This is a genomic window from Streptomyces marincola, from assembly GCF_020410765.1.
GTDB lineage: Bacteria > Actinomycetota > Actinomycetes > Streptomycetales > Streptomycetaceae > Streptomyces > Streptomyces marincola.
The window spans coordinates 6,568,622-6,595,468 of the sequence record NZ_CP084541.1 but is presented as its reverse complement, the minus strand read 5'-3'; the positions used below and the strand labels follow the sequence as shown (position 1 = coordinate 6,595,468).

Below are 26,847 nucleotides of genomic sequence, written 5' to 3'. Positions count from 1 at the left end.
ATTCGGAATCCGAGTCAAAAAATCCCCAGGACGGGGGCACTCGATGTTCACGAGGAAGACGCCGGCCCGGCTCCGCACCGCCGCGTCGATCGCGCTCGGGGTGGTCTTCGCCGCCGCCGGCTGTTCGAACGGACCGGGGAGCGGTGGCGGCAGGTCCTTCGAGTTCTGGTCGTTCACCGGCATCAATCAGGAAGCGGCGGTCCAGGAGTACGAGCGGGCCAACCCCGGGATCGACGTGCGGCTGTCCGAGGTGGGCAGCTCTGTGGAGACGGCGCAGTCATTGACCATCGGGCTCGCCGGAGGAAAAGTTCCGGACCTGGTGCTCATCCAGGGCGACGACATGCCCCGGTTCGTGGATCAACCGCACAACTTCCGCGACCTGCGGGAGTTCGGTGCCGCGGACGTCCAGGACGACTACTTGGACTGGGTGATGAGCCAGAGCGTCGCCGAGGACGGCTCGATCATCGGCGTGCCGACCGACGTCGGCGGGATGGCCATCGCCTACCGGGCGGACCTGTTCGCCGAGGCCGGCCTTCCCACCGACCGCGAGGAGGTCGGCCGCCTGTGGCCCACCTGGGAGGACTTCATCGCCACCGGGGAGCGCTACACGGCCGCCACGGGCGAGCCGTTCGTCGACAACGCCGCGACCAGCGTCTTCTACCAGGCGGTCAACCAGGTGTCCCGGAAGTACTACGACGACGAGGGTGAGCTGGTGTACGCCGAGAATCCCGAGATCCGTGACGCCTTCGAACTGGCGCTGCGGGCCGTCGACGCGGGTATCACCGCCCGGCAGAGCACGTTCACCGAGGGCTGGAGCGCCGCGATGAAGCAGAGCGACTTCGCCGTGGTGGCCGCTCCCTCCTGGATGCTGAACAGCATCCGCAGCAACGCCCCCGAGACGGCCGGCGCGTGGGACATCGCGGCCATCCCAGGCGGCGCCGGCAACTGGGGCGGCAGCTACCTCGCGATCCCGGCCGATGCCGCGAACCCGGAGGCGGCCTGGGACTACATACGGGAGATGCAGTCGCCCCAGGGCCAGCTGAGGCACTTCACCTCCTCCGGTGCTCTGCCGACCACACCGTCGGTGTACGAGGACGAGCGTCTGGCCGGCTACACCGACCCGTTCTTCTCCGACGCCCCGGTCGGTCGCATCTACACCGACTCGCTCCTGGGACTCGAACCGTTCCACATCGGACCGGACAGCGCGCCCATCGGCCAGGAGTTCCTCAACGCCCTCACCGACGTCGAACAGGGCTCGGGCGATCCTGCCCGGGCGTGGGAGAACGCACTGCGCAACGTCGAGATCGCCATAGGGGAGTGACCGTGGCCACGACACGGCTCGACCCGGCGCCCGAGGCCCCGGCCCCCAGGGGACCGCACGCGCGCCGGGCCTCGTCACGCGTGCGGCAGGGCTTCGCCGAGCGGATCGCCCCCTACGCCTACATCGCGCCATTCTTCCTGATCTTCGCGGTGTTCGGCCTCTTCCCCTTGCTGTTCACCTTCTACATCGCATTGTTCGACTGGAACCCCATCGGTGACCAGACCTACATCGGCTTCGACAACTTCACTCGCCTGTGGGAAGACGGACGGTTCTGGAACGCAGCGGGCAACACGGTCAGCATCTGGCTGCTTTCCACCCTCCCCCAACTGATGCTGGCCCTCGTCCTGGCCCATCTCCTCAACCACGCCCGGTTGCGTTACGCCGCGTTCTTCCGGATGACGATGCTGGTCCCCTACATCACCTCGGTGGCCGCCACCACGATCGTCTTCGCCCAGATTTTCGACCGCGACTACGGCCTGCTGAACTGGCTGCTCGGGCTGGTCGGTGTCGGCCCGGTCAACTTCGTCCAGTCCGTCCCCGGCAGCCACCTGATGATCGCCACGATGGTGATCTGGAGGTGGTTCGGCTACACGACGCTGCTCTACCTGGCCTCCCTGCACGCGATTCCCCGCGAGACCTACGAGGCCGCGGCGGTGGACGGCGCGGGCGGCGTCAAGCAGTTCTGGCACATCACCGTCCCCTCACTGAGACCGGTGATCATCTTCACCGTGGTGACGTCGACCATTTACGGTTTGCAGATCTTCACCGAACCGCTTCTCGTCTCGCGCGCCGCGCCGCTCACCTGCGGGCCCGCGCGGGAGTGCCAGACCCTCACGCTCTTCCTCTACGAACAGGGCTTCGGGGTGTTCGAGTTCGGCTACGCGGCCGCGGTCGGCGTGGCGCTCTTCGTCATGGTCGTCGCTCTCGCCCTGATCAATTACCTGGCGTCCAGCCGAATCCGCTCGGAGCGATGATGACCAGCACGCCGCGATCGCGATCCCGCCGTCCTGTCGACCGGGTCCGCTGGTGGACCTACGCCCTGCTGATCCTCGGGGCGGCGATCTGCCTCTTCCCCGTGTACTGGATGTTCGTCGTCGCCTCCACCGACACGGCGACCGCGACCGAGATGCCGCCCGAGATCGTGCCGGGCGGCAACCTCCCGCATCTCGTCGACCTCGTCTTCTCCACCGTGCCGTTCCTGCGGGCCCTGGTCAACAGCGTGCTGGTGGCCGGCACGATCGGCGTGGGCCACGCGCTCCTGTGCTCCCTGGCGGGCTTCGCCTTCGCGAAGCTTCACTTTCCCGGCCGCGACACCCTGTTCCTCGTCGTGGTGCTCACCATGACCGTGCCGACGCAACTGGCGATCATCCCGCAGTTCCTGATCGTCGCCGAGCTCGGCTGGGTGGACACCCTTCAGGCGCTGATCCTGCCGGGGCTCGCCAGCGCGTTCGGCATCTTCTGGATGCGGCAGCACCTGAGCACCGCACTCAGCGACGAGCTCGTGCAGGCCGCCAGGATCGACGGGGCGAACACCTGGCAGATCTTCTGGCGCATCGCCTTCCCGATCGTCCGCCCCGCCGCCTACGTCCTCGGGCTCTTCGGCTATGTCACCGCCTGGAACGACTTCCTGTGGCCGTTCGTCGTCATGAAGTCCCCGGAGAACTACACCGTCCAGATCGCCATCAAGGCATTGCAGAACAGTTTCGACATCGATCTGGGTCTGGCGATGGCGGGCTCCTTCGTGGCCACCCTCCCACTGCTCGTGCTGTTCGTCTTCGTCGGCCGCCGCATGGTCGCAGGGATCATGGAGGGCGCCTTCAAGGGATGACCGCGCACCGGACACCTCGCACCCGGGACGGCACTTATTTCGAACCAGTCACTGAAAAAATGACGCCGCGCCTTGCCCCCGCTCCCGCGCTCTCTGCCATCGTCAATGTCCGCCACAGCGCCGTTCGTCATACCGAATGCTTCGGACGCGTCGCTTGACGACCGCTTCCGGGCCGCCGTGCCGCAGCCCGTATGCCACCCCGTCAGCCAGCGTTGCTGGAGGCTGCCCGGGCGACGTCGGCCACTCACTATTGAGCGGGATCACTCGTTCCCACAGGCGGTGCTCACGGCCGACATACTTGGCGACATAACGTTCGTACAGATCCGGGTAGCGGCACCCCGCCCACGGTTCCGGCCCCTCCCGGACGGCTCAGCGCGCGGGGGGCGGACGGCAGGCCGGAGCCGTCCTGCGGCAGCACCGATGTCTCGCGGCAGTGTGGCGGCGGGCGGCATGGCCGCACAGCGCACGCACGCGCTTGCGTTCGCTCGGGGAAGGCTGGTGGCCGCATCCGTGACGCGGACCGCGCTTGCGCCGCGGCATGCGGCTGCATCACGGGCGAGGGCCGGACCTTCCTCGTGCACCGCACCGCCGGCGCCGCGGAGCGGGGGGCGGGTCCCGTCCGAGGGCGGCGTTCAGCTCGCTTCGAGTTCCCTGCGCACGGTAGCGGCGATGCGGGTGAGTGCGGTCGCGAGGTGGCGGCGCTGAGCGGCGCTGAGCGGGTCGAACACGAGGCGCTTCACCTGCGCGACGTGTTCCGGTGCGCTCTCGACGAGCTTGTGCCGACCGGCGTCGGTCAGGGTGGCGAGGGTGTACCGACCGTTGCCGGGGTCGGGTCGGCGGGCGACCCAGTCGCGGGCTTCGAAGCGGTCCATCACCTTCGACAGGCGGGGCTGGGTGCTGTCGCAGACCCGGGCGAGGTCGCTGAGCCGCATCGTGGCCTCCTCGGCCGTGGACAGCCGGGCCAGGACCCCGTACTCGAAGTTGGAAATGCCTGCCTCTCGTTGCAGCTGGCGGTCGAGAGCCGCAGGGAGGGCGATGACGACCGTGAGGAGTGCCTGCCACAGGGCCTGCTGATCATCGTCGAGCCAGGGCGACTGAGTATCCATGAGCCCCATCGTACTTGCCCGGGCAACCCGTATCACTTGCCTGGGCAACCCTCGATGGGCTAGCTTGTGACTTGCCTCGGCAAGTGAGCACACTTTCCTCGGCAAGCTAAGGAGTAAAGTCCCGATGACCGCCACGCGCAGCCTGGCCTCCCCTTCCCCCCGGCACACACCAGCCGCGGCGTACGACGACCTCCTCGCCCGGGTTCTGCCACGGGCGCGCGAGCAGCGGGTGTGGAACCCTTCCGACGGGCCTCTGCCCAGCCTCTTCGTCAGCCACGGGGCCCCGTTCACCCTCGACGATCCGCAGTGGCTCGGCGACCTCTTCGACTGGGCCCGGTCGATGCCCAAGCCCCGGGCCGTCGTCATCGTCTCGGCCCACTGGGAACGGGCGCCGGCCGCGATATCCGCAGCCGCGGCCGGCACCCCGCTGTACTACGACTTCAGCGGCTTCCACCCCCGTTACAAGACCCTCCCCTACGCCACCCCGGACGCCACCGACCTGGCGCGGCGGCTCAAGGGCCTGCTGGGCCGGGCGTCGGTGCACGAGTTCACCGCCCGCGGCCTCGACCACGGCGCCTTCATCCCGCTCATGGCCATGTATCCCGCGGCCGACGTCCCGGTCGTACAGCTGTCGATGCCCAGCCTCGCCCCCGGCGCCCTGCTCGCACTCGGAGCACGCCTGAAGCCCCTTCGTGAAGAAGGCATCCTCGTCGTCGGCTCGGGTTTCATGACGCACAGCTTCGCCGTCTTCCACCGGCCGGAGCTCGCCGCCGAAACAGCGGCCTTCGACGCATGGGCCGTTGACGCCCTCGCCCGGGGCGACGCCGACGCCCTCATCGACTACCGCGGCAAGGCCCCCGGCGCCGCGGTCGCCCATCCGACGGCCGACCACTTCGTCCCGTTGCTGCTCACCGTCGGCGCCGCCGACGACCCCGGCAGCGCAGTGAGCGCCATCGACCGCATGGTGATGGGCAACTCCACCCGGTCCGTACAGCTGACCTGAGCGCTCCGACCGGCTTCGCTTCCCGCCCAGTCGCCCCCGGCGACGGCATCAACACACCTCTGGAGGTAAGTGTCATGAAGGAAAGTGCCATGAAGGCCATGCGTTTCCACGAGTTCGGCAGCAGCGAGGTCCTGCGCCAGGAGAACGTCGACCGTCCGGTCCCCGGCACAGGCCAGGTGCTGGTGCGGGTGGCGGCCACGTCGTTCAACCCGGTCGACGACCACATCCGTGCCGGCGCCCTGGCCGGGGTGATGCCGATCGCCCTCCCGTACGTGCCGGGAATCGACCTGGCGGGCACCGTCGCCGAACTCGGCGCCGACGTGACGGGTCCGGCGGTCGGCGACCGGGTCGTGGCGATGCTGCCCCTCGACTCCGCCGGCGCCGCCGCCGAGTACGTGCTCGCCCCGGCCGAGTCACTGGCCCCGGCGCCCCGAACGACCGAACTGGCCGACGCCGCGGCGCTGCCGCTGGCCGGCCTGGCGGCCTGGCAGACGGCGTTCGAGCTCGCCGAGCTGAAGCCAGGCCAGACCGTCCTGGTCAACGGGGCGGGGGGCGCGGTCGGCAGCCTCGTGGTGCAGCTCGCCGTCGACGCGGGAGCGCACGTGACCGCGGTGGACGCGGACCGGCACGCCGACCGTCTGCGGAGCTACGGTGCGGACCGGGTCGCCGGTCCACTGGCCCTCGCGGACGGCCCGGCTGCCGTGGGCGGTCCGTTCCAGGTGGTGGTGAACCATGTGCGCTTCTCCCCGCAGGAGCTCGCGCGGCTGACGGACTACGTCGCCGACGGCGGGGTCGCCGCCAGTACGGCCGGTCCGGTTCCCGAGGACCCCGCCCGTGGAGTGCGCAGCGCGAGCCTGTGGGTCCGCAGCGACGGAGCCCAGCTGACCGAGCTGGTCGCCAAGGTGGACGCCGGCAAGCTCCGCCTCCACGTCGCCGCCCGCCGCCCGGTGGCCGAGCTGGCCGCCGTGCACGAGGACGCCGGCGCCGGACGGCTGCCCGGCAAGACGGTGCTGCTCGCTCCCTGACCGCCCCGTCCGGGCAGCCCGTCGCCGGCGGGCTGCCCGGACGCGCGGCGCCCGCGCCGCCGCTCGCTCACGGGAGGGTGATGGCCGGGCACGTGCCGATGTCCGTCGTGGACTCCGCATCGCTCGCCACGCGGGCCGGATGCGCACGCATCGCCGTCCCCGCGTCGTCACCCAGGGGCAGGCGCCGCAGGGAGTTCGGGAGGGCGGGGGTGGGCAGCACGGCACGGGCCGCCTTGTCCGGATCGCCCGGCTGCCCGCCGTCGTCCGCCGCCAGGCCGTCGCGGACCGCGCCCGCCGTCGCCTCGTAGTCGGGCAGCGCCACCGCGGTGGCGATGGCACCGTCGACCTCCGTGCGGAACGCCTCGCGCGTGGCAGCGCGGCCGGTGCCACCCGGCCGCGGCGGTGGCCGGTTCCGGCGGGTCGCTCATGGTGTCGAACCCGCCTGAGGGATGGAGCTGGTCGGTGCCGACGAGGCGGATTCGTAATCCGGACCGCCGTCATGGTGGGACCTTTCGAGGACCGCGGGTGGTGGCCCCGGGCCGGTGACGGAGCGGCCCGGGGCGCTGCGGGCTGCCGCGGAGGGCTCAGCCGGAGCGGATGCGGTCGCGCAGGCGGCGGGCGACCTGTCCCATGAGGGCTTCGGCGGCGGGCTGGCTGCTCGCGGCCACCCGCGACTCGGTCAGCACGGCCACGGCGTACGTCTGGCCGTCGGTGTGCTCGACGACGCCGATCTCGTGGCGCAGGTTGAGCAGTGTGCCGGTTTTGGACGACCAGGTGGAGGTGTCGGTCGAGAAGTCCGGGGCCAGGCGGTGGCGCAGGACGTTGCCGGCCATGAGGGTGCGCACACGCGCGGCGACCTCGGGATGGATGGCGGTGGGCTGCGTCCACAGCGCCTGGAGGAGGTCGACGAACGCGCGGGCGGTGCCGGTGTTGGCACGCGAGATGTCGAGTTGCGGCACCCTGTGGCCCTGTCCCGCCGTTCCCGCGTCGATGGCGAGGGCGTGGGCGAGGTGGACGTCCGCGGCGTCGAAGCGTTCCGCCGGGGTGTCGGACAGCTCCCCCGTCGTGTGGCGCACGTCGATGCCGCGTACTCCGAGCTCACGGAGGATCACGGCGACCACGGGCGGCGGAGTCAGGCCGAACAGGGCGTCGGTGGCGGTTCCGTCGCTGACGCAGACGCTGAGGTAGAGGAGGTCGTCCACGGCGATGCGGGCGGGGTGCAGGAACCTGCTGAGCCCGGTGGGTCCAGGGGTGGTGACCCGTCCCGGGGCCACGTCGAGTACGGCCGCGCCGTCGAGTTCGCCCCGCCTGATGCGTTCCAGCGTGGCGAGCGCGAGGGGCACTTTCACCAGTGAGGCGGCGGGGAACGCGACGTCGGGGTCGATGCCGAGCTCGTCGCCGGTGTTCAGGTCGCGGACGAGCACCGAGCCCTGGAGCCCGCCGTCGCGCAGCCGGTGGCGCAGTTCCCTCAGCAGCCTGTCGTCGTTCACGCGGCCACTCCGGCGTCCGCCGTGGCGCCGAGGCACCGGGCGATTCCGTCCGCGCACCGCTCGCCGAGGCGCGTGGCGTCGGTGTCCGCGGCGTCCGCCACGGCCAGGGTGTAACCGCGGGCGAGGGCGGCGAGTTCCCCGATGGGCCGCCACCGCAGTCCGAGGTGCCCGGCCTGGGCGGGTGAGGAGAGCAACGCGTCGCCGTGGCTGAGCACGTCGGCCACCGCGGACGCCACGGAGCGGGCGACGGACAGCTGGGCAGGACGCAACCCGACGGCGTCGCGCAGGCGGGCGAGGCTGTCCCGGATGTGCGGCACGTCGTCCTCGGGCTGCAACCAGACGCGGCGCGGCCGTTCCTCGCGGTCGGTCCGGCCGGGGCGCAGCGTGTCCAGGTAGAGCGGGCCGGCTTCGGGTCCGGCCGGGTCCGACGGCCGGTGCGGAGGCTCGGCGACGGCCAGGCCGAGGGGAACGGTCCAGGAGGCGTCGTGGGGCGGCCTCGCCAGCAGGGCGGCCCGCACCCGCTGGAGCCGGACCAGCTCGGCCCGTTCGGCGGGGTCGGCGGGGTGGGCGTCGAGGACGATGCCGTGGCTGTGCGCGTCGGCGATGAGGTGAGCGAGCGCGGCGGTGGGGCAGGTGGCGGGTACGGCGATGCGCAGCGGCTGGTGCCGCATGGCCTCCGCCTCGTGTTCCAGTTGGTCGGCCAGCCGGACGAGTTGCGTCGCCAGGGGCAGCATGTCCCGTCCGAAGGGGGTGAGCGTGGCGGCGCGCGAGGATCGTTCGAGCAGCCGTCGGCCGAGATGCTGCTCAAGTGCGGCGATGCGGCGGCTCGCGACGGACTGGGCCATCCGGGCCGCCGCGGCGCCGATGGTGAAACTGCCGCGTTCGCTCACGTTGACGAACGCGCGGCAGGCTCCGACAAGGTCCACGGTAGGGGAGTATGCCAAAGCGGCATGGACCGTCTGTCGGCGCCCGGGCCCGGCTCATCGGGCGGTGGTGTCCGGGTCCGCTTGGGCGGATGTCTTCATGCCGGTCCTCCGCGGTTGCCGTACGTCGCGGAGCGGCCGGGGCGCGTCGGTTCGGGGATGGCGTGATGCCCGCGACTCCGGGGCCGTTATGCAGAAGCGGCATGGAACCGCGCGCTCGTGTCTTGGACGGGAGGTACGCGCGGGCCGGAGGGTGGTGGGGTCGCCCCGGATCCCTTTGATCCGGAAGGCGGAACGGTCCCTCGACGGCTCGGAGGTTCACCACCATGACGTACACGTTTCGCATGCGCCGAGGCGCCGCGTGCGCGGCCGGTCTGCTCGCGCTCGTCGCGCTGCCGGCGTGCGGCCAGGAGGGCGTCGGGTCCGCGCCCGTTGCGGCCGCGGACTCCGCGCGGTCCGTGCCCCTCGCGGAGGACACGGCCGGCGGCCTCCGGGAACTTGAGCGTGAGTTCGACGCGCGGCTCGGTGTCTACGCCCTGGACACGGGCACGGGCCGGGAAGTCGCCTACCGGGCGGACGACCGCTTCGCGTACGCGTCCACTTTCAAGGCGCTGCTGGCGGGTGCCGTGCTCCGGGAGCACGGTCTTGAGGGGATCGACGAGGTGATCGCCTACTCCGCCGACGAGCTGGTCCCCTACTCCCCCGTGACCGAGAACTTCGTCGACACCGGGATGAGCCTGCGCGACCTGTGCGCGGCGACCCTGTGGTACAGCGACAACACAGCGGCCAACCTGCTCCTCGACACGCTCGGCGGGCCCGATGGGCTGGAGGCGGTGCTGGAGGAGTTCGGCGACGACGTCACCGAGATGGACCGTTACGAGACGGATCTGAACGAGGCCACCCCCGGCGACATCCGCGACACCAGCACACCGCGCGCGATGGCCGGCAGTCTGCGCGCGTTCCTGCTGGGCGATGCGCTGGAACGGCAGGAACGCGCACTGCTGCGGCAGTGGATGGAGACCAACACCACCGGCGAGACCCTCATCAAGGCCGGCGTGCCCGAGGAGTGGACCGTGGCCGACAAGAGCGGATCGGCCGGGTACGGCGGACGCAACAACGTGGCCGTGGTGTGGCCGGACGACGGGGGCAACCCCATCGTCATGGCGGTCATGTCCAGCCGCGACGAGGAGGACGCGGAACACCGCGACGCGCTCGTCGCCGAGGCCGCGTCCGTGGCCGTGGAGGGGCTGGGGCGCTAGGTCTCTTCGTGCCGCGATCGTGTGCGGGGGCGGTTCCGCGCGGCAGCCAACGCATGCGGTCCGAGTCCTGATGCGGGGGCCGCGTTGCCGAGGGGCTGCCCCGGGTGGCTTGAACGACGACTCCGCCAGTCGCCACTCCTTCTCCGACCGGGGGCCGAGCCCCAGCGGACTTCGGGCCAGCGTGGCCCGTTCGCGTTCCGTCACGGCTGAGGCCATGGTTCGGAAGCGGTGAACGCGTTCGAGCCGGCGTATCACGTTCCCGTTCCCGGGCATCCAGGTCCGGGCGCGGCAGGGTCGCCTCCGGCGCGTGGCCGAGGGAGCGGGCGGAGCCGGGCCTGAGGTTCGCAATCGCCGACACGTGCCGGGGGCCGGCCGCTCGCCCGGGTGATCCCGCGTCCTGAGGCACCGGTCTCCGACCGCACTCGGGGCACTCCACGTCGTCGACCGGTCAGGTGCTGGAGCGCGTGACCAAGCGGGTGGGCAGGACCAGGGAGGTGGGCTGCTCACCGCGGATGAGTCCGACGAGCATGCGGGCCGACTCGCGTCCCAGGGCTTGGACGGGCTGGTGGACCGTTGTCAGCGGCGGTTCGGTGATCCGCGCGATGTCCAGGTCGTCGAAGCCCACGACCGCGACGTCGCGGGGAGTCGCCCGGCCCGCGCCGCGCAGCGTGCGCAGCGCGCCCGCCGCCATGTTGTCGTTGGCGGCGAACACCCCGTCCGCCTCCGGGTACCGCTTCAGCAACTCGGCCATGGCCACGGCGCCGCCCGGCTCGGTGAAGTCCCCGATGACCGGGTCGCAGGGCTCAAGGCCGGCCAGCATCATGGCCTCCCGGTATCCGCGGTGGCGCTCCCGGCTCACGTGGGTGTCCAGCGGGCCGCAGATCACGGCCACTCGCCTTCTTCCGCGGGCGAGCAGGTGCTCCGTGGCCTGGCGCGCGCCCCCCGCGTTGTCCGCGTCCACGTACCACGGCGGCTCGTATCCCACCGGGCGCCCGCCGAAGACCACGGGCAGTACGGTCTCCCGGACGATGTGGAGCACGGGGTCGTTCTCCCGCACCGCCATGACGATGACGCCGTCCGCGCCCCGGGCGCGGAGGAGTTCCTCCAGGCGCTGCCGTCCGCGGTCGGTGGCCGCGAGGCACAGCATCGGATACAGGTCCGCCTCCTCCAGGGCGGCGGACGCGCCGACGATCACCCTGGCGAAGAACGGGTCCGCGAAGATCGACGGGCTCTCCCCCGAGATGACGAGAGCGACCACGCCTCTTTGGCGCGTCGCCAGTGCTCGCGCCGTCGGGTTCGGGACGTAGCCGAGTTCCCTGATGGCCCGCCGGACCGCGTCGCGTTTGGCGCGGCTGACGTGCGGCGCGTTGTTGAGCACCCGGGAGGCCGCGGAACGGGAGACGCCGGCCCGCTCGGCCACCTCGTCGAGTGTGGGCTGCCGGCGCGGCACCTCGGTCATGGCTGCGCACCCCTTCTCGCTCCGGTTGCCGAGATGCTACTCCCGATCGTTGGGAGCGCTTCCAGTTTCCTGGCGATCACGGAGCGCCTCACCGGCGGGAGGTGGACGGGTGTGCGGCCTCTCTTGACAGCCCTCATCAGCTCACACACCATACGGAGGATACCTCGGGACGTTCCCTCCCAGATCTGGGAGCGCTCCCAAAAGTGCAGCCGATCGCCCTGCGCCGCTCGTGCTCGGAAGGCCGCGGCCCGGTGGCATCGCACCCCTGCGCCGCGGGCTCAGGACGAACGCCGCGCGGCGCTTCCATCCCCACAGACGAGGTACCTCCATGCGCACACTCATCCGCGGAGCAGTGGCGGCGCTCCTCGCACTGCCCCTGCTCCTGGCATCCTCGCCGTCCGCACAGGCGGCACCCGACCCCCGCGCCATGACCAGCGGCTTCTACGTCGACCCGAACTCCAATCCCGCCCTCTGGGCGGCCGGCAACCCGAGTGACGGACGGGCATCCGCCATCCGCTCCTCCATCGCGAACACCCCCATGGCCCGCTGGTTCGGTGCCTGGAGCGGCGACATCGGCTCCGCCACGAACGCTTACACCGGCGCGGCGCAGTCGGCCGACAAGCTGCCGATCCTCGTCGCCTACAACATCTACGGCCGCGACGCCTGCGGTGGCCACTCAGGGGGCGGAGCCTCGTCCCCGGCCGAGTACGCGCGGTGGATCTCCGCCTTCGCCGGTGGCATCGGCAGCCGGCCGGCCGTGGTGGTTCTCGAACCCGACGCGCTCGGCGACTACAGCTGCATGACGCCGGGCCAGATCAACGAGCGCCAGACCATGCTCCGCAACGCCCTGGCGGAGTTCAGGTCCAAGGCGCCGAACGCCTGGGTCTACCTCGACGCGGGCAACCCCGGGTGGACCGACGCCTCGACCATGGCCGACCGCCTCAACGCCGCGGGACTCGGCCTCGCCAGGGGCTTCTCCCTCAACGTCTCGAACTACTTCACCACCTCGCAGAACGCGGCCTACGCCGGCAGCATCAACCAGGTGCTGGGCCAGCGTTACGGCTACAGCCGGCCGTTCGTCGTGGACACCAGCCGCAACGGCAACGGCTCCAACGGCCAGTGGTGCAACCCCGCCGGTCGCAGGATCGGGACGCCGACCCAGCAAGGGGGCGGAGGCGCCGAGATGCTCCTGTGGATCAAGACGCCGGGCGAGTCCGACGGGGACTGCGGCGTCGGCTCGGGCTCCACGGCAGGGCAGTTCCTGCCGGAGGTCGCCTACCGGATGATCTACGGCTACTGACGCCTCGTCTCCGACCGGCCACTGCCTCCGTCACCGACGGGAACCGGCTTCCGGTGGAGGGCAGTCCACCGGAAGCCGGGCGGTCGGAGCACGCGAAGCACCCAGAACACGGCGCCGCGCGTTCTGGGCCACCGGACCTCCCTCGTGCGCCGCGTCGTCGGCGCGTCCGGGCATCCCCGGGCCCGGTACCGCGCTTCGGGGTCCGCACGTCCGGCCGCGGCCGGGCAGCCGTGCAGGGGTGCGGTCTGCTGTTCAGGCGTTCCAGCCGAGGGAGGAGACGTAGGAGTAGGCGTCCCACTCGCTTCCGAGGTTGCCGCGGATCAGGTCGTCCCAGATGGCGTCCATGGTCTGTTCGTCGTCGGCGAGCCAGGCGTCGACCGCGGTGTCCCAGACGCGGGGGCGGACGTTGATGTGGCGGATCTGGATGTCGCGGCGGTGCCGGACCTCGACGCGGGACTGGTCGACGGGGTCGATCTCGATGCGGGTCCCGCCGTGCGACATCAGGCGGCGTTTGAGGTCCGCGGCGACGTTGTGGCGGCGCAGGTCCCAGTAGGCGTCGTCGAGTCTGGCGCGGTTGGCGGGGGTGGGCAGGCGTTCCTCGGCGAGCCAGGCGTACAGGGTGCGGGCGGTGACGTGGATCCCGGCCCGTTCCATGGCCTGGTAGCCGGCGGGTGAGGCGGTGAGGTAGCGCAGGCGGGCGGCGACGCCGCGTTCGCTGTCGGGCGGGGAGGCGATGCCGGTCACCATGCGTTCGATGCCGTGGCCCAGGGCGTCGCGGCCGGGCACGCCCTGGGCGTTGTAGAAGCCGAAACGCATCCAGCGGCCGGCCATCAGCGGCCGACCCGGGTGACGGCGTAGTGGACGGGGCGGCCGTCCCGGTCGGTCTTGGTCTTCATGTCGGCCAGGCCGCGCCCCTGCGTGAACACCTGGTGCCAGTCGCCGGCGACGTGGAGTTCGTCGGTGCCCATCACGGAGATCACGGTCAGGCCGGCCCGGTGGGCCTTCAGTGCGCGGCCGTAGAGGTTGGAGAACGCCTGGCTGCGGATGTTGTGCATCCAGTCCGGGCGCATGATGTCGCGGTTCTCGGTGGATTCGCCCATGGTGGAGACGATCTTCGCGTACATCATCTTGATGTAGTGGAGTGTGACGTAGTCGTCCTGGTCGAGGGCGTCGGTGCGTGCGGCGGCGAGGACCTGGCGCAGGGCGTCGAGGAAGTTCTCCGTCGCGGAGCTGGTCCAGGACTCGTGGATGAGCGGGGGGTCGAGGAGTCGGTGCTTGGGTCCGGCCAGGCGCAGCAGGAGGCGCAGGGTGGCGGTGGTGATCCACAGCGGGCCGGGTTCCTCGCGGTCGCCGAGGGGGTTGGGCAGGTCCGGGTGCTGCCACGCGGCCGGGGTGATGAGGTGGACTCCCGCGCGCTTGGGGTCGTAGTCGCCGGTGGGGTCGTGTTCCAGGCGGCCGATCGGGAGGTGGCATTTGAGCGCCGAGAGGTAGGCGGCGTTCACGTCGAGCGGGGTGACGGCGAGTTCGCCGTCGGGGTGGCGGCGGTAGGCGGGGTGGTGCCAGGACGGGCGGGCTTCCCAGACGAGGTCGGGGTCCTTTTTGCTGGGCCGGTGCAGGATGTCGGGGAGGGCCGGGTAGGCGGTGTACTCGTACCGGGCGCCGGCGCGGCTCTGCTCGAAGAGGCGCATCACATCGGGGATCGCTCTCTTGGCCAGTCTGTCCATTGCCGCCTGGGCGTCACCCTGGGCCTTGTCGAGTTCGTCCTCGACCGCGGCGGTGACCATCTCCCGCAGCGCTTGGGCGGCTTGGTCGGCCGACTTGGTGCGGCGGGCGGCCTGGTGGCGCCGGTGCCCGGCGCGGGCGTCGCGCGCCGCGGTGCTTTCGGCGCGTGGCGCGGCGGCCGGCCGCTGGAAGGCGGTGGCGAGGCGCGATCGGACGGGTGCGGTGGGGCGGGGTGGCTCGTCGTGGTCGGGGGCCGGTGCGGGCAGGAGTCGGGCGCGTTGGAGGTCGGCGGTGAGCGGCAGGATGGCGGTGGGGCCGTGCCGGTACCGGATGATCTCCAACCGCGCGGCGGCCCCGTCGTCCTGGCGGTGCAGGCGGGCGGCGAGGTCGGCCTCGGCCTCCACGGGGGGCAGGCCGGGGCCGTGGGCGGCCACCGCCAGGACCGCCGCCCCCAGGTCGGTGGCCAGCCTGCGCAGGGCGAGGGCCGGAGCGGCCGTGCCGACATCGAAGTGGGTCACGGGGTCGAGGACCAGCAGCGCGATGCCGGGGACCGCGGCGGCCGCGGTGCGGACCTGGGCGAGGGTGGTCTGCCGGTCGACCAGGTGCAGGGGCGCGCCTCGCAGGCGGGCCGCCGCGGCCTCCAGGCGTGGCCGGTCGGCCTCGGGAACGGTCTGGGTGGTGATCTGCGCGAGGGGCAGGCCGGCTTCGGCGGCGAGCATGCGGGCGGCGAGGTCCTGGCGCGACATCTGCGCGGAGGCGACCATCACCGGTCCGGGTGCTGCGGCGCCCAGGGCGGCGGCGCGCGCCGCCCCCAGGGCCAGGGCGGACATGCCGGAGCCGGGCGGGCCGGTGACGAGCGCCAGTTGACCGGGGCGCAGTCCGCCGCCGAGCAGTTCGTCCAGCGATGCGATGCCGGTCGGCACCGTCGTCGTGGGGGCCTGGGGGGCGGCGGAGGTGAGGGTGTCGAGCAGGTCGTCCAGGCCGCTGCTCGTCGCCGGGCCCGCCGCCCCGGGGGCGGGGGCGAGCACCGCCGCCAGTTCACCGCGCCGGGTCAGTGCGACCGGCTGGCCGGCCGCCGCCTGCCGGACCAGGTTGCCCAGTTTCGGGCGGGCCGCGGTCACCGCCCAGGCAGGCAGTTCCTCGATGGGGACGGGACTGCGGTCCCGGGGTACCAACCGCGCGACGGCACCGGATTCCGCGTCACGCAGGTGCGTCACTCCACCGTGCGCCGCGGAGTCGATGAGTTCGGACCAGCGGGCCCGCGCGGCCTCGAGCCCCAGCACATCCTCCTTCCCGCCGCCCATCTCCCTACCTCCATGAATGAAGAGCCGTCAGCCCATACTAGTGGCCTTGCGTAAGCCCTGGCGTTCCACGCACGGGGGACTTGGCGTGCGAGCGGCGGCCAGAAACCGAGGTGAGCAGCCGACCCGCCGTCGAGGTCCGCACGCCGGTGGCGAACGGTACAGGCGCCGGCGGTGGGAGGCTTCGCACGGCCGGTGCCGGCGAGGGCCGAGTGCCCCGGGTGGACCCGTCGTACGTGCTGCCGCGGGCGCCCCCGCGACCGTGGCGGTAGCCTACGGCGACTGATCGATGAGGGGGAGACATGCGCAAGGGCATACGGGCGGCCGTGCCGACGGCTGTGGTCGCGTTGGTGCTGGCGGGCTGTGGCGGTGACAGTGACGGTGGTCCGTTCTCCGGCCTGCCGGAGACGCCGGACTCGGAGGGCAGCGAGGTCCGGCTTCCGGAGGGCGGGGCGGACGGCGGCGCACCGGCCAACGAGCAGATCCAGGGGGCATGGGTGCTCGTCGGGGAGGGCGCCGATCCCCCCTACACCACGAACATCAGCTTCATCATGGACGAGGTCCACTTCGTCGAGAGCACGAGCGTCGAGGGCGACGTCTGCCAGGGCACCGTGAGCGAGGGTGTTATCACGGTCGAGTGCGTCGTGTCGGGTGAGATGCGGTGGCCGGATACCCGGGCCACCGTCGCCCTGGATGGCGAACAGCTCGTCGTCACCTGGGAGTCGGGCATCGTCCAGACCTACCGTGCGTCCCACTGACGATCCGCGGCTCGTCATGCCCGCACGTCGACCAGTACCTTGCCCAGCGTGGCCCGCGCGGCCATCGCCTCGTGGGCCGCGCCCACTCCGTCCAACGGCACCACGCGGTCGACGCGGGCCCGCACCAGCCCGCGCCCTGCCAGGGCGAACAGGGCGTCCGCGGTGCGCGCGAACAGCGCGGGATCCGCCAGCACGTGCCGCATCCAGAACCCGTGCACGCCCACGGAACGCCCCGTCAGCTCCTCGACGGGCACGCTGCTGCCCGGTCCCGCTCCGCGCTCGCCGATGGTCACCAGCCGCCCGAACGGGGCCAGCGCGGCGAGCCCTGCCCGCAGCGCGGGGCCGCCGACCGAGTCGAGATACAGGTCGACTCCCTCGGGCAATTCCGCACTGAGCCGCTCGGGTGCGCCGACCGCCACCCGCGCGCCCAGCGAGCGGACGAACCGCCGTTTCGCCGGGGTCGACGCGATGCCGGCGACGGTACGGGCGCCCAGCGCGAGCGCGAGTTGCACCGCGAGGTGCCCCACGCCCCCCGCGGCAGCCGCGACGGCGACGCTCTCCCCCGGCCGCAGCCGTCCGGCGGTGACGAGGGCGCCGTACGCGGTGCAGCCCTGTTCGAGCAGGCCGAGCGCCTGGGCGTCGTCGATGTGGTCGGGCACGTCCACCGTGTAGGCGTCGCGCGCGACAGCGGCCTGCGCGTAGCCGCCTCCCTCCCGCAGCAGCGCGGCCACACGGCGTCCGTCGGAACGGCGCCGCCCGACCACATCGACGCCCAGGACGGCGGGCAGCGGGGGCGGGGCGTACGCGCCCTGCCGGATCTCCAGGTCCGCGAAGTTGAGCCCGGCGAGGGTGACGTCGATGACCGACTCCCCCTCGCGGGGGGCCGGTTGCGGCACCGACTCCGTGCGCAGCTGTCCCGGCCCGCCGAAGCGCCGCAGCACCACGGCCCGCATCGTCCCCGCTCCCGCTCCCGCTCCCATGCCCGGTGTCCCTTCCGTGTGTTCGCGCGGCGCGCCCGCGGCAAAACCGCGCGGGCCGGTCTCAGTCCAGGTAGTCCTCGGGCCCGGATCCCTCCCGCACCGTGTCGAGCGTGAAGCAGTGCAGGCCGCCGCCGAACAGCCGCCGGTGGCGGTGGCGCACCGGGACCACGGTGAACCCGTGTCCTTCCAGCGTGCGGGCCAGCTCGGGGCAGGCCGCGTTCACCAGCACGGTGTCCGGCGAGACGGACAGCACGTTGAGGTCGATGTAGCGGCTGGTGAGGATGAGGTCGTCGTCCTCGTAGTCGGGGAAGTTGTTGTCCTCGGGTTCGGGCGGGAAGATCATGTCCCAGCTCTGGAGGGCTTTCGGCAGCCGCTCGGCGACGCCGGGTGTGCGCACCAGCAGCAGCCCGGGCCGCAGCGCCAGGACGGTGCTGTCGATGTGGCTGTCGGCCAGCCGGTGCAGCCGGTGCACGCGGAACCGCCCGCGCAGGTGGCGTTCCAGCCAGTCGCAGCCCAGCGCGTGGTTGGCGTTGGAGACGTTGACGAACACGTCCCGGCCCAGCCGCAGGCACTGGGCACCGTCGATCATCATCTCGAACCCGGTGTCGTACGGGGAGGGTCGCGAGTCGGTGATCGGTTCGATGAGGGAGCCGGGCTTGGCCGCGTCCGCCACGTAGGAGAGGTCGAACGAGGCGTCGGTCATCATCGGGCGCGGCATGACCGTCCAGCGTGCGCCGCGGCGGAAGTACTCGGCGTAGACCGGTTTCAGGAACTGCGTCTCGAAGTAGCGCGAGCGCACCAGTGGCGGGGTCTCGATGATCTCGTCCCCGAAGACGATGCTGTTGTCACGGACGTTGAGCGGCGGGACGACGGCTGCCGCGAAGGCGGGCGTGCGCACCTCGCCGGTCGAGGCGTCGAGCGGCAGCGGCCGGTGGACGGTCACGCCCAGTTGGGCGAAGATCTCGGCCATCCCCTCGACGTCCTCGCGCAGTTCCTCCAGGTAGCGCTTCTTGATGGTGGTGCGCCGGCCGGGAGCCGCGCCGGATGTCACGTGGCGCGGATAGTAGATGCGGCTGTAGGGCGTTTCGTCGTGGAAGAAGAGGTCGAAGGACAACTCGCGGTCGTGGGCGGTGTAGTTGTCGGCGGACCCGAGGACCACCTCGCGCAGGGGGGACCAACCGTCATAGCTGTTCAGGCGCATGGTTCTGCCTTCTTTCGGCTCGGGTCGCGGGGCGGAGCGGCCCCGGTACGGTGGGAAGCCGGCGGTGCGGATCCGCGTGGGTCAGCTCTGCGCTCTCGCGAGCGCCGCTTCCAGCGCGTGCCGCAGGTCCCGGACGCCCGCGGCGTCGTCGGCGACGGCGCAGTAGGTGACTGTCCCGGCTCCCGGGGCGGACCCGTTGACCAGGACGACGCCCGCGCCGGCCGCCGGGTCGAAGCCCAGGTTGGCTGCGGTCAGCGCGGAGAGGGCGGCGCGGAAGGAGGGGGCGGGGCACTCACCGCCCAGGAGGACCCGCCGGGGCCGCAGGGCCGGGCCCACCAGGCGGGCGGCCATGATGGTGTGCAGGTGGGTGGAACCGGTGATGCGGCCGTTGGCCTCGCAGAAGCGGATCTCGCCTTCCGGTGTGCGGTACGCGTCGGCGCTGATCGTGCCCCGGTAGCCCAGCGCTCGGTACGCCTCGCACAAGCGCCGGCCGACAGCGACCAACTCGGCCACGGCGTCGGCCGGCAGCGTGGCGGAGGCCGGCACGATCTCACCGACGACCACCGGATCCATCAGCATCTCGCCGGTGCCGGTGAGTTCGACCGCCGTGTCGGTGAGGTCGAACTCCGCGTACACCGGCACGGCGCCGGTGTAGTAGCGCTCCACGACCAGCCGGTGCCGTCCGCCTTCGGTCAGCCAGGGCCAGCGCTCGGTCACGTAGGCGCGCACGGCGGTGTCATCGGGCAGCACGACGGCCCGGGGGGCGCCGGCCGGCTCGACACCGGGTACGGGCGCCAGCACCTCGTTCCCCAGGCCGCCGCCGCTGAACTCCTGCTTGACCATGGCGCAGTGGCCCGCGCCGAGCAGCCCGCCGATGGCGCGGGCCGCCTCGTTTGGATCGGTGACCACCGTGCCCGGGGCGGTCGGCACCCCGGCTCCGGCGGCCACCGACCGGAAGGCCGCCTTGCTGTTGACCAGGGCGCTGCCTCCCTGGGCGTGGAAGGCGTGGCCGGGCAGCGCCCGCGCCGCGCCCAGGCGGTGCGCGAGCTGGGCCACGGCCTGGTCGGCGTAGACGGGCAGGACGCGCAGTCCGGGTGTGCCGCCGGACGGCGGTGCTCCCAGGTCCTCCGCCAGCGTCCGCTGAAGGTCGGTGTCGGCCAGCCGGTCCGGCGTCAGGAGGTGCTCGCCGAGGGCGCCGGGGGCGGGCACGCGCACGGTGACCGTGGAGCGCGGGGTGCCGGTGAGGCCGGCCACGTAGTCCGCGAACGCGTCGTCCGGCGCGGTGGGCAGCACCAGGATGTCCCCCTCCCTGGCCCACCACAGCAGGCGGTGGGCCGTGTGTGCGGCGGCCTCACGTGCCCGTGCGGACAGGCGGGAGAGATCTCCGACCATGTCCTCGGTCCGGCTGTTGCCGATCAGCAGGGTTCTCACTCCCCCTCCCCCGCCGGTGCGCCGGCGTTCGCGGGCGGTGCCGCGGCCGTTTCGCGGCAGGGCACCAGGAAGCTGCGCTCGAAGACCAGCACGACTTCTCCGGTGGACTTGGTCCCCGTGGTGCGGCAGGACACGATGCCCTGGCCGGGGCGGCTGCGGGAGCGTCGTTTCGCGAGGATCTCGCTGTGCGCGTACAGGGTGTCGCCCGCGAACACCGGGGCGGGCAGCTTGATGTGGTCCCAGCCGAGGTTGGCCAGTGCCCGCCCGCTGGTGCTGCGTGCGGTCATCCCGCCGACGATGCTGAGCGTCACCAGGCTGGAGACGAGGGGCCGTCCCCAGGGCAGGGTCTCGCAGTAGGCGGCGTCGATGTGGAGGGGGGCGTCGTTCATGGACAGCATGCTCATCAGCACGTTGTCCATCTCGGTGACCGTGCGGCCGGGCCTGTGCTCGATCACGTCGCCCACCGTGAACTCCTCGTAGAGGAACCCGACCAGTTCGCGGTACCGCTGTCTGCCGATCCGTTCGAAGCCGGTGGGCGGGGCCGGTTCCGCGGTCGCCTGGCCGGGCGGGACCGCGCCGCGGTCTGCCGGTTCTGCGCCTGCCTCGTGCATGTGCGTGTCCTCTCGGCCGGTCCGTAGGGGGCTCGCCCCGGTGCGCGGGCGGTTCAGAAGGTGGACAGCACGTCCCTGACGTTGCCGGTGAAGTCGTCGATCAGCTCTGTGGTGAGGTCGGCGCGCAGCATGATGCGCAGCCCCGCCTCGCCCCGCGGGACGATGGGGAAGAAGACGGCGGAGCTGTAGAAGCCGCGTTTGAACAGTTCCTCGGACAGGCGCACCGCGTCGTCGGGTTCTCCGACGGTGATGCGGCGTACGGGGAGCCCATTGCCGGCGAACGCGGTCGGGAAGGTGCGGTCGAAGTGGTCGATGTTCTCGCGCAGGCGGCGCTGGAGTTCGCCCAGTTCCGGGGATCGGTGGATCGCGGCGCTGGCGAGCGAGGCGCCGACCAGGGGGAGGGACATGTTCTGCGACCAGCCGACCGGCCCGGCGTGGCGGTGGAGGAATTCGAACATGGTGCGGCTGCCGAGCATCGCCACGCCGCCGCCCGTGCCGAAGCCTTTGCCGAGGCTGGCGACGATGACGGTGAGGTCGTTCATCTCCAGTTGCGAGCGGACGAACCCCTCGCCGTTCTCGCCCAGGATGGACAGCGAGTGCGAGTCGTCGATGTACAGGAACAGCCCGTACCGCTCCTGGAGGTCGCGCAGGCCGGCGAGTGCCGCGGCCCCGCCCATGGAGTAGGCGCCGTCGGCGACGTAGGCCACCCTCGGGTACTGGCGGCAGATCTTCTCCAGGTAGTCGAGGTCGTTGTGGTCGCAGGTCAGGACCAGGGTCTCTTCGGCGCAGACGGGTTTGACGTAGGCCATGCAGAAGTGGCAGTACCGGTCGAAGACCATGACCCGGGGCTGCCCGTCCGTGAGGTGGCCCGAGGCCACGAGGGGCAGGATGCCGGCGGTGAGTGCCGTGCAGGAGGTGCCGGGGAGGATGTGCGCGCCGAACAGGTCGCCCAGTTCCTCCTCCATGCGCACCAGCAGGTTGTGGCGGATGCGGGTTGTGGACACCACGAGCCAGGTGGCCTGCGCTTCTCTGAGGGCGTCGATGGCGCCCTCGATGATCGCGGGGTGGTGGTTGAGCCCCAGGTACCCGACGGAGCACATGTTGACGAACTCGTGCCCGGTCTCCCGGACGACGAGCCGGTTGTTCGCGTCCGGGGTGTCGACGTGGACGCCGATGAGGCCGGCGTCGGCGGCCCGTTGCCACGCGGGGTCCGCCGCGCGGAGCATCGACGCGTTGTTGCGGTGGCGGTGCGGTCCTGTGATGTCGGGCGGGGAATTCTGAGGCATGGTCGCAAGCTCCCTGTCGAGGGCGCACGAGTGCACCGGTGGGGGTTCATGGGGTGGTGCGATGGCACGGGCGGGCAGCGCGCGGGGGCGCGCGGGCCCTCGGGGTCTAGCCGAACTCCTCGATCAGCTGCTGGGATGCCTCGAAGAAGGGCACACCGACCATGACGCCGTCGACCATCGTCACTCCCCTGCCGGTCTCCCGGCCCGCCGCCACCACCTTCCTGGCCTGGTCGAGCAGCGCGGGCCCGGGGGAGAACGCCTCGTTGATCACGGAGATCTGCCGCGGATGGACCGCGGCCTTCCCGCTGAATCCGAAGTCGCGGGCTGCGGCGGCCTCGCGGCGCAGGCCGTCGGTGTCCAGCGCCCCGAAGTACGGGGAGTCCATGACCTCGATCCCCGCCGCGCGGGCGCTGTTCACCAGACTCGCCCTGGCGTAGGCGAGCGCCTCCCAGCTCAGGCTCGCGCCGATGGCGAAGGAGTAGTCGGCCGAGCCGAACACCATGGCGCGCAGTCGCGGCGAGGCCGCGGCGATGGCGGGCGCGTTCGCCAGCCCGCGCGGGCTCTCCACGACGGCGAAGAACTCGGTGTCCGGGCAGGTCGGTGCCAGTGCGTGTTCGACGATCTCGATGTCGCGGGGGGATTCGGCCTTGGGGATCAGGACCAGGGCCGGTTTGACGGGGTACTGCCGCAGCGCGAGCAGGTCGCGCAGGCCGTCCGGTTCGCCGACGGTGTTGATGCGGATCGCCGGACGGGCCGGGCCACCGGGGCCGGTGAAGAACCGCGCCGCCAGGCGCCGGGCCTCTTCCTTGCGTTCGGGAGGCACGGAGTCCTCCAGGTCCACCATGGCGATGTCGGCGCCGGACCGGTGGCAGGGCGTGTAACGGCTCACCGCGGTGGCGGGGGTGGACAGGAGGGAGCGGCAGTACCGAGAAAACTTCATAGGGGTCTCCCGACGAAGAGGTCACGCTCTCGGGGGCAGACGGTGGTCGACGTTCTGTTCGACGCCCCGCCGTTTCATTGCTACCGGACATCGTGTTGTTCTGAACACGTCGGACCGGCTGAACAACAAGCGTGAACAACCTCGGAACAAACGCGCCGGATCGTCCCGTCGGAGCCGACCAGGTCGAACACGTGCGTAAATGGCGGATTTCACGCTGTTCTTGCGTCGACACCGTGCGTAATGTGTGCGGACGCTGCGTCTTCCGCGGGACGGGCGGATGCCGTCCGCGACCGCCCGGGAAACGTCGTCGGACGTCCTGCGCGCCGCCGCCCGAGCGGGAGCGGCCGGGAAAGGGGTCCCGATGCCACGTCAGGAACAGCCCCTGGAGCAGGGGGACACACCGCTCCTGCGATTCGCCGCCGATCTGCGCAGGCTGCGCGACGAGGCCGGCGGCCCCACGTATCGGCAACTCGCCCTGCGGGCCCACACCTCGGCCGCCAGTCTCTCGGTGGCCGCGAGCGGGCGCAGGCTGCCCACCCTCGCGGTGACCCTCGCGTACGTCGGGGCCTGCGGGGGTGACGTCGGCGGGTGGGAACGCCGTTGGCGCGACGTGGCCTCCGCACTCGCCGCCGCCGGCCACCCGCGGCCTCCGGAAGCCGTTCCCGGCGATCGGCACACGGTGCCCTACCTCGGTGCGGCGCCCTTCGGTCCCGGCGACTCCCCGTGGTTCTTCGGCCGGGACGCGCTGGTCACCGAGTTGCGGGAACGGCTGCGCCACCGCCGCGTGGTCACCGTCACCGGTGCGTCGGGCGCCGGCAAGACCTCCCTGCTGAACGCCGGACTGATCGCCCGGCTGCGGGCCGAGGGCCATCGGGGGCGGGTGGTGACCCTCACTCCCGGCCCCTGCCCCATGCGGGAGGCCGGCCGCTGGCTGACCCGGCTGGGCGACGGTCCCTTCCCCGACGACGAGGAGACGGTCGTGGTGATCGACCAGTTCGAGGAGCTGATCACCGCCTGCCGCTCACCCGCGGAACGTGCCCGCTTCCTCGGCCTGCTGGAGTCGGCCGGCACCTCCCGTGCCGGACACCACCGCATCGTCGTGTGCACGCGCACCGATCTGCACGACCGCTGCCTCGGCCGGCTGCCGGCCGCCTCCGCGCTGTTCGTCGACCCGCTCGTCGTCGGCCCGATACCGCCGGAGGAACTCCACCGGGTCATCGCCGAGCCCGCCGCCCGCGCCGGCTGCGCGCCGGAACACGCCCTTGTCGCCGTGCTCACCGCGGCCACCGCCGGACAGCCGGGTGCCCTTCCGATGCTGTCGGCCGTGCTCAAGGAGACCTGGCTGCACCGCGGTGGGCACGCGCTGACCCTGACCGCCCTGCGCGCCGCGGGCGGAATCGAGGACTGGATCGACCGTTCCGCCGAGGCCGCCTACGCCGGCCTGCCCGACGCCCTGCACCCCCGGGCCCGCGACCTCCTGCTGCGCCTGGCCACCGCGAACGCCCCCACCGCACTCGGCCCTCGCGCTGTCGCGCTGTCGGATCTGGACGAGGACGCGGCGACCCGGGCCGTGCTGGAACGGTTCGCCCGTGCCCGGGTGGTCACCCTGGACCGCGACCGCGCCGTCTGGTCGCACACCGCCGTGCCCCGCTCCTGGACCCGCCTGGCCCGGTGGGCGGAAACGGGCTCGGAGGACTGGCGCGTCCACCGCAGGTTGGCGGAGGCGGCTCGTGCCTGGCACGACAGCGGCCGGCTGCCCGGCCGCCTCTACCAGGGCGCGGACCTGGCCGAGGCCCGGGCGCTGTGCGGTCGGGAGCACCACGAACCGACGCGACGGGAACGGGCCTTCCTTCAGGCCGCCGCCCGGGCGGAGAGCGCGCGGCACCGTGCCGCGGAAGCCACCCGGGCCCGACTGCGCCTCCAGCGGCGGCTCATCGTGGGCCTGGCCGCCCTCGTCGTCGCCCTGGCGGCGGCATGGGCCACGGCCTGAACGGGCGCCCGGGCACCGGCAGCCCGCGGACCCGCCCCCGGGCACCCGCGGCGACGACGGGCGCGGCCCCCGCGGTCGCCGGCTCAGCGGACGGTGTTTCGGGCGCCGGCGCGGGAAGGCCGCGGGACGCGGCGGCGACCGGCATCACCGGCCGGGGCCCGGCGCGACCGTTCGCGGTGTCCGCGCGGTGTCGTGCGGTATGCGGATGGCGAGCAGGGCGACGTCGTCGTCGTTGTCCGCCGGGCGGGTGCGCTCCAGCAGCTGGTCGGCGAAGAGGTCCAGGGGCCTGCGGGCCAGCGAGGCGGCGTGCCGGCGCAGGCGTTCCAGCCCGACGTCCAGGGACTGCCTGCGGGTTTCGATCAGGCCGTCGGTGTAGAACACGAGCGTCGATCCGGGCGGCAGGTCGACGTGGGCGTCGAGGCGGGGCGCGGAGATGTCCGAGCCCAGGAGAAGCCCGTTGCCCTCGTCGAGGTAGCGGGTGGCGCCCTCGTGGTCGACGAGCAGCGGGGGCGGGTGGCCGGCGCTGGCCCACCGCAGTCTCCAGTGGCCGTCGGCGTCGGCGGTCAGGCGGGCGAGGATGAGCGTTGCCATGCGCACGTCGGAGATGTGCGCCATGGCCTCGTCGAGGCATTCCACGATGCGGTGCGGACGCTGGTCCTGGGACCACGCGAAGGCGCGCAGCATGTTGCGCAACTGGGCCATGCCCGCCGCCGCTTCCAGGTCGTGGCCGACGACATCGCCGATGCCCAGGGCGGCGTCGCCGCCGGGGAGGGTGAAGGCGTCGTACCAGTCGCCGCCGACGTGCGAGGCGTCCGGGGCGGATACGTAGCGCGTGGTCATCTCCACGCCGGGCAGCTCGGGGAGTTGGGGCAGCAGGTAGCGCTGCATGGTCTCCGCGACCTGGCGCTGCCGCTGGTAGTGGCGCGCGTTCTCCAGGGCGATGCCGATGCGGCGGGCTATGTCCTCAAGGAGGCCGAGGTCGCCCGTGGTGAAGGCCTCGTGGCGGCTGGTGCGCCCCAGGGTGAGTGCGCCGAGCACCTCGCGGGGGCCGCGGATGGGGGCGATGGCGGCGGTCTCGATGCCTGTGGCCCGGAACAGCTTGCGCTGCTCCACCGCGATGCGGCTGTCGGGCGGGGCCTCGTAGGTCTCCGGGCCGGTGAGCGTGGACGCCGCGCCTCGCAGGGCCTTGGACAGCGGCATGGTGGAGGTCTCCGGCACCGGCGGCATGGGGCCTTGGAGCTCCTCGTGGACTTCCAGGGCTCCGGCCCGGGCGCGGACGACGAGGGAGCGTGTGACCTCGTTCGCCTCGGTGATCAGGTCGATGACCGCCCACTCCGCGAGCCGGGGCAGCATCAGCCCCACGACGCGGCGCAGGGACTCGTGCGCGTCGACGTTGTCGATCAGCTGGGCCGTGGTGTCGGCCAGCAGGGCCAGCCGTTCCTTCTCCGACAGGGCGCGCGGCGGGGCGGTGGGCGGCGCGAAGCTCTCCTCGGGGGGCTCGGCGGCCTGGAAGGCGATCAGCGCGGTCACACCGTGGTCGTTGGGCTCGCAGGGCAGAGCGAAGCATTGCAGGGACAGCGGGGTGCCGCCGCCGTGCGGGGACCGGGCCGGGTGCGTCCTGGAGGTGTGACGGAGCAGGGCCCGGGACCGCTCGCGGGGGTGCCGGCCGAGCGGAAGCCCTGGTACGTCGCAATGCAGGAGATCGTGGACGTCCTGGCCGAGGGTGTCCTCGGCGGAGCGGGCCAGAAGCCCCAACGCCCGGTCATTGGCCCACAGAACGCGCCAGGCGTCGTCGACGGCGCACACTCCGACGGCCGCGCGTTCCAATGCGTCGCCGAGCCCGAGCCCGTCGGCGGTCCTCGCCGGCGCATTCGGCCTGTCCGCCATGGCGGCTCCTCGTCCTCACAGACTGC

General features: G+C 72.3%; 23 protein-coding genes. 9 read left to right on the top strand and 14 right to left on the bottom strand.

Features of this window, described 5'->3' with window-relative positions; translation table 11 throughout:
• The first annotated feature begins 43 nt into the window (after positions 1-43).
• Genes LC193_RS28730 through LC193_RS28720 form a run of 3 tightly spaced genes read left to right on the top strand, consistent with a single transcriptional unit; the run spans position 44 to position 3,149 of the window.
• Complete coding sequence (locus LC193_RS28730) at positions 44-1,321, top strand: ABC transporter substrate-binding protein (protein WP_226078365.1); 1,278 nt, start codon at positions 44-46, stop codon at positions 1,319-1,321.
• Between the two features lie 2 nt (positions 1,322-1,323).
• Entirely contained in the window at positions 1,324-2,295 is a 972-nt protein-coding gene (locus LC193_RS28725; RefSeq protein WP_226078363.1) for a carbohydrate ABC transporter permease, read from the top strand.
• On the top strand, positions 2,292-3,149 hold the full coding sequence (locus LC193_RS28720; protein WP_226078361.1) for a carbohydrate ABC transporter permease: 858 nt from the start codon (positions 2,292-2,294) through the stop codon (positions 3,147-3,149). The genes LC193_RS28725 and LC193_RS28720 overlap by 4 nt, the downstream gene beginning before the upstream one ends.
• Before the next feature lie 632 nt (positions 3,150-3,781).
• Here LC193_RS28720 and LC193_RS28715 read toward each other — a convergent pair.
• Positions 3,782-4,255 carry a MarR family winged helix-turn-helix transcriptional regulator gene (locus tag LC193_RS28715; protein WP_226078360.1) on the bottom strand — a complete coding sequence of 158 codons (474 nt, stop codon included), beginning with the start codon at positions 4,253-4,255 and terminating at the stop codon, positions 3,782-3,784.
• Between the two features lie 124 nt (positions 4,256-4,379).
• Here LC193_RS28715 and LC193_RS28710 point away from each other — a divergent pair, with 124 nt between their 5' ends.
• Together LC193_RS28710 and LC193_RS28705 are read left to right on the top strand one after the other, a co-directional pair.
• Positions 4,380-5,258, top strand: a complete 879-nt coding sequence (locus LC193_RS28710; RefSeq protein ID WP_226078358.1) for a DODA-type extradiol aromatic ring-opening family dioxygenase — start codon at positions 4,380-4,382, stop codon at positions 5,256-5,258.
• 89 nt (positions 5,259-5,347) lie between these two features.
• Complete coding sequence (locus LC193_RS28705; protein ID WP_226078356.1) at positions 5,348-6,283, top strand: NADP-dependent oxidoreductase; 936 nt, start codon at positions 5,348-5,350, stop codon at positions 6,281-6,283.
• Between the two features lie 67 nt (positions 6,284-6,350).
• On the opposite strand, the gene LC193_RS28700 is transcribed toward LC193_RS28705, so the two are convergent.
• The 3 genes from LC193_RS28700 to LC193_RS28690 form a co-directional block, all read right to left on the bottom strand.
• Positions 6,351-6,605, bottom strand: coding sequence for a Rossmann-fold NAD(P)-binding domain-containing protein (locus LC193_RS28700; RefSeq protein ID WP_226078347.1), 255 nt, complete (start codon positions 6,603-6,605; stop codon positions 6,351-6,353).
• Positions 6,606-6,867: 262 nt separating this feature from the next.
• Positions 6,868-7,773 carry a serine hydrolase gene (locus tag LC193_RS28695; protein ID WP_226078345.1) on the bottom strand — a complete coding sequence of 302 codons (906 nt, stop codon included), beginning with the start codon at positions 7,771-7,773 and terminating at the stop codon, positions 6,868-6,870.
• Entirely contained in the window at positions 7,770-8,699 is a 930-nt protein-coding gene (locus tag LC193_RS28690; protein WP_226078342.1) for a LysR family transcriptional regulator, read from the bottom strand. Before LC193_RS28690 ends, LC193_RS28695 begins: the two co-directional genes overlap by 4 nt.
• A gap of 323 nt (positions 8,700-9,022) precedes the next feature.
• Between LC193_RS28690 and bla the strand changes: the two genes are divergently transcribed.
• Complete coding sequence (gene bla / locus LC193_RS28685; RefSeq protein WP_226078339.1) at positions 9,023-9,955, top strand: class A beta-lactamase; 933 nt, start codon at positions 9,023-9,025, stop codon at positions 9,953-9,955.
• A 448-nt stretch (positions 9,956-10,403) separates the two neighbouring features.
• Here the strand turns inward: bla and LC193_RS28680 are convergent, their stop codons facing one another.
• A complete protein-coding gene (locus tag LC193_RS28680; protein ID WP_226078324.1) occupies positions 10,404-11,414 on the bottom strand; it encodes a LacI family DNA-binding transcriptional regulator in 1,011 nt (336 codons plus the stop codon).
• A 328-nt stretch (positions 11,415-11,742) separates the two neighbouring features.
• Here LC193_RS28680 and LC193_RS28675 point away from each other — a divergent pair, with 328 nt between their 5' ends.
• A complete protein-coding gene (locus LC193_RS28675; protein WP_226078322.1) occupies positions 11,743-12,714 on the top strand; it encodes a glycoside hydrolase family 6 protein in 972 nt (323 codons plus the stop codon).
• A gap of 252 nt (positions 12,715-12,966) precedes the next feature.
• On the opposite strand, the gene LC193_RS28670 is transcribed toward LC193_RS28675, so the two are convergent.
• Positions 12,967-13,545 carry a transcriptional regulator gene (locus tag LC193_RS28670; RefSeq protein WP_226078320.1) on the bottom strand — a complete coding sequence of 193 codons (579 nt, stop codon included), beginning with the start codon at positions 13,543-13,545 and terminating at the stop codon, positions 12,967-12,969.
• Positions 13,545-15,719: a type II toxin-antitoxin system prevent-host-death family antitoxin gene (locus tag LC193_RS28665; RefSeq protein ID WP_226078318.1), complete on the bottom strand. Its 2,175-nt coding sequence runs from the start codon at positions 15,717-15,719 to the stop codon at positions 13,545-13,547. The genes LC193_RS28670 and LC193_RS28665 overlap by 1 nt, the downstream gene beginning before the upstream one ends.
• A 320-nt stretch (positions 15,720-16,039) precedes the next feature.
• On the opposite strand from LC193_RS28665, the gene LC193_RS28660 reads away from it, so the two are divergent.
• Positions 16,040-16,495 carry a hypothetical protein gene (locus tag LC193_RS28660; RefSeq protein WP_226078316.1) on the top strand — a complete coding sequence of 152 codons (456 nt, stop codon included), beginning with the start codon at positions 16,040-16,042 and terminating at the stop codon, positions 16,493-16,495.
• A 14-nt stretch (positions 16,496-16,509) separates the two neighbouring features.
• Here LC193_RS28660 and LC193_RS28655 read toward each other — a convergent pair whose 3' ends face one another.
• The 6 genes from LC193_RS28655 to LC193_RS28630 all read right to left on the bottom strand — a co-directional run bounded on the left by LC193_RS28655 (position 16,510) and on the right by LC193_RS28630 (position 22,944).
• Positions 16,510-17,475, bottom strand: coding sequence for a quinone oxidoreductase family protein (locus LC193_RS28655; RefSeq protein WP_226078314.1), 966 nt, complete (start codon positions 17,473-17,475; stop codon positions 16,510-16,512).
• Between the two features lie 61 nt (positions 17,476-17,536).
• Positions 17,537-18,676 (bottom strand): glycine amidinotransferase, encoded by a 1,140-nt coding sequence (locus tag LC193_RS28650; RefSeq protein ID WP_226078312.1) that lies wholly within the window; start codon positions 18,674-18,676, stop codon positions 17,537-17,539.
• Positions 18,677-18,757: 81 nt separating this feature from the next.
• On the bottom strand, positions 18,758-20,107 hold the full coding sequence (locus LC193_RS28645; protein WP_226078310.1) for a preATP grasp domain-containing protein: 1,350 nt from the start codon (positions 20,105-20,107) through the stop codon (positions 18,758-18,760).
• Positions 20,104-20,718: a MaoC family dehydratase gene (locus tag LC193_RS28640; RefSeq protein ID WP_226078308.1), complete on the bottom strand. Its 615-nt coding sequence runs from the start codon at positions 20,716-20,718 to the stop codon at positions 20,104-20,106. The genes LC193_RS28645 and LC193_RS28640 overlap by 4 nt, the downstream gene beginning before the upstream one ends.
• 53 nt (positions 20,719-20,771) lie before the next feature.
• Positions 20,772-22,004, bottom strand: coding sequence for an aminotransferase class I/II-fold pyridoxal phosphate-dependent enzyme (locus tag LC193_RS28635; RefSeq protein ID WP_226078306.1), 1,233 nt, complete (start codon positions 22,002-22,004; stop codon positions 20,772-20,774).
• A gap of 106 nt (positions 22,005-22,110) precedes the next feature.
• Entirely contained in the window at positions 22,111-22,944 is an 834-nt protein-coding gene (locus LC193_RS28630) for an HpcH/HpaI aldolase/citrate lyase family protein (RefSeq protein ID WP_226078304.1), read from the bottom strand.
• A 361-nt stretch (positions 22,945-23,305) separates the two neighbouring features.
• Here LC193_RS28630 and LC193_RS28625 point away from each other — a divergent pair, with 361 nt between their 5' ends.
• Positions 23,306-24,934: an nSTAND1 domain-containing NTPase gene (locus LC193_RS28625; protein WP_226078302.1), complete on the top strand. Its 1,629-nt coding sequence runs from the start codon at positions 23,306-23,308 to the stop codon at positions 24,932-24,934.
• A 144-nt stretch (positions 24,935-25,078) separates the two neighbouring features.
• Here the strand turns inward: LC193_RS28625 and LC193_RS28620 are convergent, their stop codons facing one another.
• Complete coding sequence (locus LC193_RS28620; protein WP_226078300.1) at positions 25,079-26,821, bottom strand: SpoIIE family protein phosphatase; 1,743 nt, start codon at positions 26,819-26,821, stop codon at positions 25,079-25,081.
• Positions 26,822-26,847 lie beyond the last annotated feature (26 nt).

Coding starts and splice junctions, on each gene's coding strand:
- LC193_RS28730 (WP_226078365.1), top strand. CDS start 44: ATGTTCACGAGGAAGACGCCGGCCCGGCTCCGCACCGCCGCGTCGATC.
- LC193_RS28720 (WP_226078361.1), top strand. CDS start 2,292: ATGATGACCAGCACGCCGCGATCGCGATCCCGCCGTCCTGTCGACCGG.
- LC193_RS28715 (WP_226078360.1), bottom strand. CDS start 4,255: ATGGATACTCAGTCGCCCTGGCTCGACGATGATCAGCAGGCCCTGTGG.
- LC193_RS28710 (WP_226078358.1), top strand. CDS start 4,380: ATGACCGCCACGCGCAGCCTGGCCTCCCCTTCCCCCCGGCACACACCA.
- LC193_RS28705 (WP_226078356.1), top strand. CDS start 5,348: ATGAAGGCCATGCGTTTCCACGAGTTCGGCAGCAGCGAGGTCCTGCGC.
- bla (WP_226078339.1), top strand. CDS start 9,023: ATGACGTACACGTTTCGCATGCGCCGAGGCGCCGCGTGCGCGGCCGGT.
- LC193_RS28680 (WP_226078324.1), bottom strand. CDS start 11,414: ATGACCGAGGTGCCGCGCCGGCAGCCCACACTCGACGAGGTGGCCGAG.
- LC193_RS28675 (WP_226078322.1), top strand. CDS start 11,743: ATGCGCACACTCATCCGCGGAGCAGTGGCGGCGCTCCTCGCACTGCCC.
- LC193_RS28670 (WP_226078320.1), bottom strand. CDS start 13,545: ATGGCCGGCCGCTGGATGCGTTTCGGCTTCTACAACGCCCAGGGCGTG.
- LC193_RS28660 (WP_226078316.1), top strand. CDS start 16,040: ATGCGCAAGGGCATACGGGCGGCCGTGCCGACGGCTGTGGTCGCGTTG.
- LC193_RS28655 (WP_226078314.1), bottom strand. CDS start 17,475: ATGGGAGCGGGAGCGGGAGCGGGGACGATGCGGGCCGTGGTGCTGCGG.
- LC193_RS28650 (WP_226078312.1), bottom strand. CDS start 18,676: ATGCGCCTGAACAGCTATGACGGTTGGTCCCCCCTGCGCGAGGTGGTC.
- LC193_RS28640 (WP_226078308.1), bottom strand. CDS start 20,718: ATGCACGAGGCAGGCGCAGAACCGGCAGACCGCGGCGCGGTCCCGCCC.
- LC193_RS28635 (WP_226078306.1), bottom strand. CDS start 22,004: ATGCCTCAGAATTCCCCGCCCGACATCACAGGACCGCACCGCCACCGC.
- LC193_RS28630 (WP_226078304.1), bottom strand. CDS start 22,944: ATGAAGTTTTCTCGGTACTGCCGCTCCCTCCTGTCCACCCCCGCCACC.
- LC193_RS28625 (WP_226078302.1), top strand. CDS start 23,306: ATGCCACGTCAGGAACAGCCCCTGGAGCAGGGGGACACACCGCTCCTG.
- LC193_RS28620 (WP_226078300.1), bottom strand. CDS start 26,821: ATGGCGGACAGGCCGAATGCGCCGGCGAGGACCGCCGACGGGCTCGGG.